The 10,549-nt window shown below is 71.1% G+C and carries 8 protein-coding genes and 1 pseudogene; 3 read left to right on the top strand and 6 right to left on the bottom strand.

From position 1 onward, the window contains the following. Nucleotides 1-133 precede the first annotated feature (133 nt). Nucleotides 134-1,141 carry a 2-dehydropantoate 2-reductase N-terminal domain-containing protein gene (locus ACH41F_RS08745; protein ID WP_391233914.1) on the bottom strand — a complete coding sequence of 336 codons (1,008 nt, stop codon included), beginning with the start codon at nucleotides 1,139-1,141 and terminating at the stop codon, nucleotides 134-136. A gap of 56 nt (nucleotides 1,142-1,197) precedes the next feature. On the opposite strand from ACH41F_RS08745, the gene ACH41F_RS08740 reads away from it, so the two are divergent. After that, complete coding sequence (locus tag ACH41F_RS08740; protein WP_398833957.1) at nucleotides 1,198-2,046, top strand: transglutaminase-like domain-containing protein; 849 nt, start codon at nucleotides 1,198-1,200, stop codon at nucleotides 2,044-2,046. On the opposite strand, the gene ACH41F_RS08735 is transcribed toward ACH41F_RS08740, so the two are convergent. Then, a complete protein-coding gene (locus tag ACH41F_RS08735; protein WP_391233912.1) occupies nucleotides 2,015-2,566 on the bottom strand; it encodes a DUF1697 domain-containing protein in 552 nt (183 codons plus the stop codon). The two genes, ACH41F_RS08740 and ACH41F_RS08735, sit on opposite strands and share 32 nt — an antisense overlap. Before the next feature lie 213 nt (nucleotides 2,567-2,779). Between ACH41F_RS08735 and ACH41F_RS08730 the strand changes: the two genes are divergently transcribed. Together ACH41F_RS08730 and ACH41F_RS08725 are read left to right on the top strand one after the other, a co-directional pair. Then, a complete protein-coding gene (locus ACH41F_RS08730; RefSeq protein ID WP_391233911.1) occupies nucleotides 2,780-5,044 on the top strand; it encodes an MMPL family transporter in 2,265 nt (754 codons plus the stop codon). Between the two features lie 129 nt (nucleotides 5,045-5,173). Continuing rightward, nucleotides 5,174-6,136: a hypothetical protein gene (locus tag ACH41F_RS08725; RefSeq protein ID WP_391233910.1), complete on the top strand. Its 963-nt coding sequence runs from the start codon at nucleotides 5,174-5,176 to the stop codon at nucleotides 6,134-6,136. On the opposite strand, the pseudogene ACH41F_RS08720 reads toward ACH41F_RS08725, so the two are convergent. The 4 genes and pseudogenes from ACH41F_RS08720 to ACH41F_RS08705 form a co-directional block, all read right to left on the bottom strand. Further along, nucleotides 6,127-7,369 (bottom strand): annotated as a pseudogene (locus ACH41F_RS08720) (glycosyltransferase). The gene ACH41F_RS08725 and the pseudogene ACH41F_RS08720 overlap by 10 nt on opposite strands. Before the next feature lie 48 nt (nucleotides 7,370-7,417). Next, nucleotides 7,418-8,701, bottom strand: a complete 1,284-nt coding sequence (locus ACH41F_RS08715) for an ABC transporter substrate-binding protein (protein WP_398833954.1) — start codon at nucleotides 8,699-8,701, stop codon at nucleotides 7,418-7,420. Further along, on the bottom strand, nucleotides 8,701-9,534 hold the full coding sequence (locus ACH41F_RS08710) for an ABC transporter permease subunit (protein WP_391233908.1): 834 nt from the start codon (nucleotides 9,532-9,534) through the stop codon (nucleotides 8,701-8,703). Before ACH41F_RS08710 ends, ACH41F_RS08715 begins: the two co-directional genes overlap by 1 nt. Next, nucleotides 9,531-10,466 carry an ABC transporter permease subunit gene (locus tag ACH41F_RS08705; RefSeq protein WP_391233907.1) on the bottom strand — a complete coding sequence of 312 codons (936 nt, stop codon included), beginning with the start codon at nucleotides 10,464-10,466 and terminating at the stop codon, nucleotides 9,531-9,533. The genes ACH41F_RS08710 and ACH41F_RS08705 overlap by 4 nt, the downstream gene beginning before the upstream one ends. Between the last annotated feature and the right edge of the window lie 83 nt (nucleotides 10,467-10,549).

Here is a 10,549-nt window from a genome sequence, read left to right as displayed (position 1 = left end):
CGGCCCGGCAGGGCACGCCCGGCACGACAGGGCATGGCCCAGCAAGGCACAGCCCGGCACCGCCCGGCTACCTCCGGCACCGCTCGCCTCCGAGTCGCGCGTTGCCGACCGCCCGTAGCGGGGCCCGTGGGGGTCAGCCGTCCGTCTCCTCGGCCAGCCGCACCAGGTCCGCCACCGGCAGCGATCCCGCCGCCCGGTGCTCCCGGGCGAAGGTGTTGGCGAGGCGCTGGAGGAGGTCGTTCAGCGGGGTGGGGACGCCGTGCAGGCGGCCGAGGAGGGCGATCTCGCCGTTGAGGTAGTCGGCCTCGATGGTGCCGGTGCCGCGGGCGAGGGACTGCCAGGAGGAGCCGCCGCCGCGTGGGGTGCCGGCGAGGGTCAGGAGGGTGACCTTGTCGCCGCGGGCCGCGCTCTGCTCCTCGGCGCTCGCCCAGGTGATGCCGGCGGCGTCGAGCACCGCCTCGCCCTCCGCGCGCACCCGCTTCAGCAGCGCCAGCGCCTGCGCGCTCTCCACCGGTCCGGTGACCGCCTCCAGCGCGTTGCCGAGGTTGGACAGCAGCTTGGCGTACTGCCAGCGCGTCACGTCCGGTACGACCGGTGCCTCGAAGTGCGACGTCTCCAGGTCGGCGGCGACCAGCCGGGCGGTCTCGTCGGTGCCGTGCGGGTAGCGGCCGAGGTGGAGGATGCCGGTGAGCGGGCTGCCTGCCGCGCTGACGACCCCAGGTTCCACGTGGGCGCAGGGCAGCCAGACGCAGACGCCGTACACGTTCCGGAAGGCCCGCAGGGCCAGGCGCTGGCTCTCCACGCCGTTCTGGGCGCACAGCAGCGGCAGCCGCCCGGCCGCGGTTCCCCCGCCGGCGACCGGTACCGGACCCCAGGTCCGGAGGGCGGCGGCGCTGTCCTGGGTCTTCACGGCGAGGACGAGTACGTCGTCGGCGCGCAGTACGCCGAGTCCGGCGGGCCCCTCGACGACCGGCAGCCGGTGGGTCTGCTCCCCCTCCGGCACCCTGAGCCGCAGCCCGCCGTCCTGAAGGGCCGCGCGATGGGCGCCGCGCGCGACCAGGACGACCTCGTGTCCCGAGCCCGCGAGCCGCCCGCCGATCGTGCCGCCGACCGCTCCCGCTCCGATGATGATGTAGCGCATGGGACGAGCCTCGCACGCTTGACCTTGTCCCTGGGCAAAGGCTGAGACTCCCGGCCATGGACCACTACCTGAAGCAGACGGTGTTCAGCGACCCGGGCGCCCTGGACGTCGAACGGTTGCCGCACGATCCGGCCGAACTCGCCCGTCTGACCCGTGATCTGATCATCCATCGGGGTGAGGGTGAGCGGCTGGGGTACGCCGTTCCCCAGCAACGGCTGCACGAGGACGCGGAGTCGCGGTACGTCGGCGAGATCCTGCGCGTCCTCCGGGAACGCGGCGACGGACCGCTCACCGAGGCGCGGCCCCCGGAGGGCCGGTTCGTGGGCACCTGCCGGGACTTCGCCCTGCTGCACTGCTCGCTGCTGCGGGCCACGGGGACGCCCGCACGGATCCGCGGCGGCTTCGCCGACTACTTCGTGGCGGGCTTCCACGAGTGCCACTGGGTGACCGAGTACGGCCTGCCGGACGGGAGTTGGCGGCTGACGGACCCGCAGGTCCTGCACCCGTCCTACGAGCCGCCCTTCGACCCGCTCGACGTGCCCCGGGACCGGTTCCTCGTCGCGGCGGACGCCTGGCGGGCCTGCCGTGAGGGCCGGATCGACCCTCGCTGTTGCGGCTTCAGCCAGGTCGGGCACCTCAGGGGCCTGTGGTACGTGCGGGCTCGCCTCCTGCAAGACCTGGCGGCCCGCAACGGGGTGGAGCCGTTGCCCTGGGACGCCTGGGGCCGGCAGGTCATGACCGACGCGGACCTCACGGACGACGACCTCGCCCTGATGGACGCGGTCGCCGCGGGCGAGGTGGGGTACGACGATCCGCGGCTGGCGGTGCCGGACACGATCACCTCGTACACCGCCTACGCCGGCGTACGGCAGGTCACCCTGCGCCGGTCATCTCCACCAGCTTGACGACCGTGTTCCAGTTGCGGGTGGTGGCGATCAGCCCCTTGTTGACGCGCGGCTTGGCCAGCTGCTCGGCCAGCTTGGAGCGGCCGAGGCCGTCCGGCGCGTACAGGTACAGGGCACGGTCGCCGAGCCTGAACTCCTCGGGGAGGAAGGCGGCTTGGTCGATCCCGGCGAAGCGTTCGGCGTCGACCGGTGCCGAGAAGTACGTGACGTGGAGCTGCTTGCCCTCCAGCTCGGCCGCGGGGAAGGGGCAGTGGTCGGCGATCGCGGCGAGGTAGGCGTGGTCGCGGACGATCACGGAGACGGAGAAGCCGAAGCGCTCCTCGATCGCCGCGGTGAGTTCGGCGGCGAGGGACTCCGCGTCACCGTGGCCGGAGGTGAAGACGGCCTGGCCGCTCTGGAGGTAGGTGCGCACGTCGGCGTGGCCGAGTCCCTCCATCAGCGCGCGCAGCTCGGCCATCGGCACCTTCTTGGCGCCGCCCACGTTGATCCCCCGCAGCAGCGCCGCGTACGTCGTCGTCATGCGCCCACCCTAGGACGGCCGTCCCGTAGATCAACGGTTAGGTGTAAGGGTCACACTCCTCCTCAGTGAGGAGGGTCGAGGGGGTCCGAGGGGACGATCTGGTCCACCGCACTTCAGCAGGCCGGACGACGAGATGGCTTTATCCGCCCCATACCTTCGAACTGAACGGTGTGCGGCAGGGGGTCGCCACCTCACTCAAGGGGGCAACCCGTCATGGGGAACGGAGAAACACGCGTGCGGGGCTTCGCGGCCCGGGCCGGCGGTTGGAGCGCCCGGCATCGCTGGGCGGCGGTCGGCATCTGGGTGCTGTTCGTGGTCCTGGCGATGGGACTCGGTTCGGCGACGGGCCGGGTCGACGTCGACGAGAGCGAAGGTCTGAAGGGCGAGACACACACCGCCGCGACGATCATCAAGGACGCCGACATCGACGAGCCCGCCGGTGAGACGGTGCTCGTCCAGGCGAAGGGCGCCGGGCTGAAGGCCACGGACACCGAGTTCCGGGCCGCCGTGGACGCGGTCGTCAAGGCCGTCGACGCGACCGGGAAGGTCACCGACGTCCGGTCGCCGTACACCACCGACACGATCTCGAAGGACGGCCGCAGCGCGCTGGTCCAGTTCGACATGCGCGGCGACGCGGAGACCGCGGCCGAGCGGGTCGAGCCGGTGCTGAACGCGGTCGACACGGTCCAGCAGGACCACTCCTCGGTGCGGATCGAGGAGATCGGCAGCGCCAGCATGCAGAAGACGTTCGACGACGCGTTCGGGGACGACTTCAAGAAGGCCGAGTACTCGGCCGTGCCGGTGGCCCTGGGCATTCTGCTGATCGCCTTCGGCGCGCTGGTCGCGGCCCTGCTGCCGGTGGCCCTGGCGCTCACCGCGATCATGGCGACGATGGGTCTGATGGGCATCGTCAGCCATGTCATGCCGATGGGTGACGTCGCCAACTCGGTGATGCTGCTGGTCGGTCTGGCCGTCGGTGTCGACTACTGCCTGTTCTATCTGCGCCGGGAGCGCGAGGAGCGCGAGGCCGGTCGGGACGCCCAGACGGCGCTGCGGATCGCCGCCGCCACCAGTGGCCGCGCGATCGTGGTCTCCGGTGTGACGGTGTGCGTGGCGATGGCCGGCATGCTCTTCACCGGGATCGCCGACTTCGAGGCGATGGGACTCGCCTCGCTGATGGTCGTCGCCGTCGCCATGGTCGGCTCGGTCACCGTGCTGCCGGCCGTGCTGTCGCTGCTGGGCCACCGGGTGGAGAAGGGCAAGATCCCCTTCCTGCACCCGGAGAGCCGCCTGCGCCGCAACCGGGGCCGCGTCAACCGGGAGAGCCGTTTCTGGACGGCCGTGCTGGGCGGGGTGCTGAAGCGCCCCATGGTCTCGACGGTCGTGGCGGCCGGTGTGCTGCTCGCGATCGCGGCGCCCGCGCTCGGCATGAAGACCCAGAACCTCACGCTGGACCAGGAGTTCGGTGACTCGCTGCCCATCGTGCAGACCTACGAGCGGGTCAACGAGGCCTTCCCCGGCGGTTCCGATCCCGCCGAGGTGATCGTGAAGGCCGACGACATCAACGCGCCCGAGGTCACGAGCGCCCTCGCCGCCTTCAAGCAGAAGGCCATCGCCTCGGGCGCCTCGCGCGGCCCGGTGGAGATCAAGCTGCACGACGAGCAGAACCTCGCCTTCGTGTACGTGCCCCTGGTCGGCGGCTCGGACCTCGACAAGGCCGGCGAGAGCCTGGTGAAGCTGCGGGACGAGGTGCGGCCCGCCACGCTCGGCAAGGTGGACGGTCTCCAGGCGCCGATCACCGGTCAGGTCGCCGGGTCGAAGGACTTCAACGACCAGCTGACCGGCGCGGTCGTCCCGGTCTTCGCGTTCGTCGTGGTCTTCGCCTTCCTGCTGATGCTGCTGTCGTTCCGCTCGCTGACGATCGCCATCACCTCGATCGTGCTGAACCTGCTGTCGGTGGGCGCCGCCTACGGCATCCTGGTCGCCGTCTTCCAGCACGGCTGGGGCGCGTCCCTGGTGGGCGCGGAGGGGGTCGGCGCGATCATCAGCTGGCTGCCGCTGTTCCTCTTCGTGATCCTGTTCGGCCTGTCGATGGACTACCACGTGTTCGTGGTCTCCCGGATCCGTGAGGCGCGGCTGCGCGGCCGGACGACGAAGGACGCGATCCAGCACGGTGTGGTCACCACCGCCGGTGTCGTCACCAGCGCCGCGGTCATCATGGTCGCCGTGTTCGCGATCTTCGGCACGCTGTCCATGCAGTCCATGAAGCAGATGGGTGTGGGCCTCGCGGCCGCGGTGCTCATCGACGCCACGATCATCCGGGGCGTGCTCCTCCCCGCGGTCATGGCCCTGCTCGGTGAGCGCAACTGGTACCTGCCGACGTGGCTGAACCGACTGCCGGACCTCACCCATGACGAGGCGCCCGAGGCCGTCGTGCGGTCGGTGCGGGACGACGAGGGCGACCGCGTCCCTGTCTGATTCCGCCCCCTCACGCACAGGGCCCGTCGGTCACCGGGGAACCGACGGGCCCTGTGTCTCATCCAGTCGGACAGGACAGCTCAGGTCGGCTGACCACAACGGGTCGGGTCACGGGGGAAGGACCACCACATGGACAGGCGGAGTCTGTTGAAGGGCCTGGCGGCGGGGGCGGTGGCCGCTCCGGCCGCCGGGATGCTGTCGGCCGCGCCGGCGAGCGCCGCACCGGCGCAGTTCAACGTCCTGGTAGGGGACGTGAGTTCGGGGAAAATCTTCCTCTTCGACCGCAACAAGCCGTTCACCGACGCCCACATCAAGTGGTCGCTGAACCCGGCCGGTTCGGGCCACCCCATGGAGCACCGGTTCCGCGACACGGACGGTGACGGCAGGATCCTGTTGGCCGTGACGGGCACGCCCACGAGTGGCACGGCGAGCATCTACCGCCGCTCGGACAAGGCCAAGCTGTGGCAGGCGGACGTCCCGAACTACCCGCACGCCATCGAACGGGCCCGTGGCACCGGTGTGGTGGTGGTCGCGGGCCGCAGCCACGGCAGCGGCGGCGGCGCCGCGACCGGTGGCAGCCTGCATGTCTTCCGGCCGAGGAACAACCGCGTCGGCTCGCTGGTGCGAGCGGGCAGCCCGATCCCGTTCCACCAGGCGCACGGCCTGCTGTGGGACCCGAGGCTGGAGCGGATGTGGGTGACGGGCGGCAAGCGGCTGACGGCGTACCGGATCGTGACGACGGGCGGCACGGCCAAGCTGGTCGAGGACACCGACCGCAGGCTGGACGCCTTCACCCGCGCCCACGACCTCCAGCCGGACCACCAGAACCCCGGCCGCCTCCTGGTCACGGACACCTACGGGGTGTACGCCGTCGACAAGGCGACCATGCGCAAGAGCGCCCCGCTGCACAGCCGCCGACTGGTGAAGTCCTACGTGCACCACGCGTCCGGCGAGCAGATGTGGACGGGGGCGGTGCAGGGTGGCAACGCCTTCGGCACCAAGTACGTCCACTTCAACGTGAGCGGGGTCGCTCGCGCGCGCAACGGGGCGATCCTCTACAAGGCGCGTCTGGAGACCCCGGACTACCTCTGACGAGCGGGCAGTTCGGCCTCGATGAGGTCGGCGGCCCGCCTGGTGCCGCCCTCGTGGGCCATCTCGGCCTGGACGTCCTTCAGCTTCTGGGCGACCTCGGGGTCGTCCACGAGGGCGAGGGCGGTCGCGCGCAGGGTGTCGGCGGTGGCCTCCTCGGTGGGGACGTGCCGGGCGACGCCGAGCGCCTGGAGCATGTCGGCGTTGCCGAACTGGTCCACGGCCTGCGGTACGGCGATCATCGGCGTGGCGGTGGCCAGACCTTCCTGGCTGCCGCCGGCCCCGGCGTGGGTGACGAACAGGTCGGCCTGCCTGAGTATGGCCAACTGCGGTACCCAGGAGTGCACTTCGACGTTCTCGGGCAGCTCCCCCAGTTCGGCGGGGTCCACGCTGCGCCCGATCTGGAGCACCAGGTGCCAGCCGGGCAGGTCGCCGAAGGCCCGCACGCACTCCCGGTAGAAGCCCGGCTGCTTGGTGAAAGCCGACCCGAGGGACACGAGCACCACCTTCTCGGCGCCCGCGGGCCGCTGCCACTGCCCCTCCTCGCTCCGGTCGCCCTGACAGGCGCCGACGAATCGGTACGTGCTCTCGTCGACACGATCGGCGTTCGGCTGGAGCACCTTGGGGATCAGGACGATCGACCGGGCAGGCCGGCCCACGAAGTCGTCGGGGTGCTGGGTGATGCCGTTCTCCTCCAGCCAGGCGTGGAAGCGGGCGTAGTACGCCTGTCCCCGTTCGGTCTTCCTGGGTTCGGCCCACATCGGCGCGGCGACCTCCTCCTCGTAGCCCTCCCAGGCGACGAGGTTCGGGGAGAGGGAGACGGCGGGCACGCCCCAGCGGTGGGCGAGGACCCGCGCCGGGTACGAGGTGATGTCGTGGACGACGAGGTCGGGTTCGTCCCCGTCGTACGCCTCGATCAGCTGGGGCAGCGCCTGGATCGCGTCGTCGAGGAACGGTTCGACGTTGTCCAGCAGGGTGCTGCCCCAGTCCTCCGGGTCGGCGCCGGGGCCGGGCAGGGTGGAGTTCCAGAGTCGGGGTTCGGCGCCGGTGGCGGCGACCTTGTCCGCGAACACCGGCGGGATGGCGTACGTGACGCGATGGCCGCGGGCGACGAGTTCCCGGATCACCTCGAGGCTCGGGTTCACATGGCCGTGGGCGGCGATGGAGAACATGGCGATGTGCGCGGGGGTGGTCATGTCGTCGACAGTAAACGAGACGAGACGTCTCGTGCAACAGGAATACGGGAGGGCCTCGGCCCCCGATACGAGGGCCCCGGTCCTCGCCTCACCGCTGATAGCGGGCGAGCACCAGGTTGCCGTCCTCCTCCAGCCGTTCGCGCAGTTCACCGAGACCGATCGCCCCGCTGTAGTACTCCTGGAAGGCGGGGGTGGCGACCTTGTCCTTCCACTCGGGGTAGCCGCGCACGGACTGCGCGGGCGCCGAGCGCAGATGCCCGGCGAGCGCGGTGCCGGTCGCCCAGTCGTCCTTGGCCGTGCGCAGGGCCGGGTCCTTGAGCGCCTCGGTGCCGGTGGGCAGCATCCAGTCCCCGAGGGCCAGGCGGACCATGTTCTTCGGCCGGAGCAGGAAGTCCAGGAACCGGGCGGCCTCCTTCTTGTGGGGGCTGTCCTCGGCCACGGACAGGGTCTGCGGGCTGACGCCCTGGCTGAGTCCGCCGGCGCCGGCCGGGGCGGGCAGGACCTGCCAGTCGAAGCCCTCGGGCGCCTGCTGCGCGATCTGCTGACGGTAGGAGAAGCCGAGCGGGACCATCGCGTACTTGCCGCCGAAGAAGCCGGGCAGGGTGTCCGAGCCGCCGCTCCCCAGGGTGGTGGGCGAGGCGCTGCGGTCGGTGGTGGCCTGGTCGTGGATGGTGCGCGGCACGACCTCGTCGCCCTTCTCGAAGCGGATCGTCACCTTGCCGTCGCCGTCCCGGTGGAAGAGCTGTCCGCCGGCCGACAGGGAGAGGTTGAGGGTGGCCGAGACGGGCTCCTTGAGCGGCCAGGCGACACCGTACTTGCCGTCGCCGCTCAGCTCGTCGGTGATCCGGCGGAACTCCTCCCAGCTCCAGGGGTCTTCGGGGGTGGGGATGCGGACGCCGGACTCCTTCAGCCAGGTGGCGTTGGCGATGAGCACGCGCGGCTCCTGGAGGAACGGCACTCCGTACACACCGTCGCCGAAGGTGGTCGTCTCCCAACTGCGGTGCGGGATGTCGGACGTGAGCCGCTCGGGCAGCAGGTCGCTCAGGTCGGCGAGGTAGCCGCCGTACGCGAAGTCCGCCAGGTCGTCGGAGGCGTCATGGATGATGTCCGGCGCCTCACCGCCCTCGAAGGCGGTCAGGAGCTGGTCGTGGACGCTGTCCCAACTGCCCTGGACGTACTCGACCTTGATGTCCGGATGGGTCGCGTTCCACTCGTTCACCAGCTGCTTGTTCACCTCGACGGACTCCTCCTGCCAGGCGAGGGACTGGAAGCGGAGGGTGACCGTGCCGTCGTCCGCGCTGTCGCCGCCACCGCCGGTGCAGGCGGCGAGGACCAGCGTCAGACACAGGGCGAGGATCCACCGGGTGCGCATCAGCTCTTCACCGCCCCGGCCAGCATGCCGCCGGTGATCCGCCGCTGGATGATCGCGAAGACGACCAGGGACGGCAGGGTGGCCAGGAACGCGGCGGCGGCCAGTGGCCCGAGGTCGGCGACGCCCTCCGCGCCGATGAAGTGGGTGAGGACCACGGGCAGGGTCTGCTTCTCCGGCGTCTTCAGCAGGACCAGCGCGAAGAAGAACTCGTTCCACGCCGTGATGAAGGCGAACAGCGCCGTCGCCACGATGCCGGGGGCGAGCAGCGGCGCGATCACCGACACCAGCGTCCGCAGCCGGCCGGCGCCGTCGACGGCCGCCGCCTCCTCCAGTTCGGCGGGTACCGCGCGGACGTATCCGACGAGCATCCACAACGCGAACGGCAGCGCCCACACCACGTACACCAGCACCAGCCCGAACAGCGAGTTGATCAGGTGGAGGTTCTTCAGCACCAGGAACAGCGGGATGATCACCAGCACCAGCGGGAACGCCTGGCTGACCACCACCCAGCCGGTCCCCGCCCGTGCGAGCAGGGAGCGGTGCCGGGCCATGACGTAGGCCAGCGGGGTCGCGATCGTCACGGCGATCAGGGCGGCCCCGAGCGCGGCGAGCAGGGAGTTGCCCGCGGCGCGCAGCAGCGGCTGTTCGTCGAAGGCCTGCCGGAAGTTGCCGAGGGTGGGGTCCTCGGGAATCCAGGTGGGGTGCAAACTGCCCAGTTCCCGCGGCGACTTGAAGGCGGTGGAGACCAGCCAGAGGAACGGGAAGGCGAGGAAGACGAGATAGCCGAGCAGGGCGAGGTACTGCCCGACGCGGCCCGCGGTGCTGGTCCTCATGACTCCTCGCCTCCCCTGAGCCGGCCGACCAGGAAGACGGCGAGGAGCACCGAGATCAGGGCGACCATCACACATCCCATCGCCGCCGCGTACCCGAACTGCCCGTAGCGGAAGGCCTCTTCGTAGGCGAAGAGCATGGGCAGCCGGGTGCGGCCGCCGGGTCCGCCGCTGGTGAGGACGTAGACCAGGGCGAAGGAGTTGAAGTTCCAGATCAGGTTGAGCGCGATCATGGCGAGCGCGACGGGCCTGAGGGCGGGCCAGGTGACCGTCCAGAAGCGCCGCCAGGCACCGGCTCCGTCGACGGCCGCGGCCTCGTGCAGTTCCCGCGGGGTGTTCTGCAACCCGGCGAGCAGGGCGACCGTCGTGGTGGGCATGCCGGCCCAGACGCCGACGACGATCACGGCGGGCAGCGCGGTGCCCAGGCCGCTGAGCCAGTCGCGGCCGTCACCGAGGCCGAGGTCGCGCAGCGTCTCGTTGAGGACACCGGCGTCCGGGGTGTAGACGAGCCGCCACATCACACCGACGACCACCTCGGGCATGGCCCACGGGACGACCGCCAGCGCCCGGGCCAGCCAGCGCAGCCGCAGGTCCTGGTCGAGCAGCAGGGCGAGGCCGAGCGCGAGCAGGAACTGCGGCACGGTCACCCCGACGGCCCACACCAGGCCGATCCGGAACGACTCCCAGAACAACGTGTCGTGCAGCAGGTCCTGGAAGTTCAGGGTGCCGATCCACTGGGTGGCGCGGGTCCGGCCGGACTGGGAGTCCGTGAAGGCCAGGAGGATGCCGTACAGCAGCGGGCCGACGCTGAGGACCAGGATCGGGATCAGCGCGGGCAGCACCAGGAACCAGGCCCCGCGGTCCCCCGCCCGCCCGCTCCCGGCGGCGCGCGGCGCCCCTCGCGTCGACCGCTTCGTCGCGGTCACCGTCGTCACGTGATCGGCTCCTTCGCGCGGCTCGGGACCCTGCGGCCCCCGGTGGGCCTCCGTCATGGTCGTGAAGGGGTCATGGGTCGTCA

The sequence above is a fragment of the Streptomyces sp. NPDC020489 genome, assembly GCF_044386545.1.
In the GTDB taxonomy this organism is placed as follows: domain Bacteria; phylum Actinomycetota; class Actinomycetes; order Streptomycetales; family Streptomycetaceae; genus Streptomyces.
The sequence above is the reverse complement of the archived record's forward strand: the minus strand, read 5'-3'. Positions and strand labels throughout refer to the sequence as shown.

Coding starts and splice junctions, on each gene's coding strand:
- ACH41F_RS08745 (WP_391233914.1), bottom strand. CDS start 1,141: ATGCGCTACATCATCATCGGAGCGGGAGCGGTCGGCGGCACGATCGGC.
- ACH41F_RS08740 (WP_398833957.1), top strand. CDS start 1,198: ATGGACCACTACCTGAAGCAGACGGTGTTCAGCGACCCGGGCGCCCTG.
- ACH41F_RS08735 (WP_391233912.1), bottom strand. CDS start 2,566: ATGACGACGACGTACGCGGCGCTGCTGCGGGGGATCAACGTGGGCGGC.
- ACH41F_RS08730 (WP_391233911.1), top strand. CDS start 2,780: ATGGGGAACGGAGAAACACGCGTGCGGGGCTTCGCGGCCCGGGCCGGC.
- ACH41F_RS08725 (WP_391233910.1), top strand. CDS start 5,174: ATGGACAGGCGGAGTCTGTTGAAGGGCCTGGCGGCGGGGGCGGTGGCC.
- ACH41F_RS08715 (WP_398833954.1), bottom strand. CDS start 8,701: ATGCGCACCCGGTGGATCCTCGCCCTGTGTCTGACGCTGGTCCTCGCC.
- ACH41F_RS08710 (WP_391233908.1), bottom strand. CDS start 9,534: ATGAGGACCAGCACCGCGGGCCGCGTCGGGCAGTACCTCGCCCTGCTC.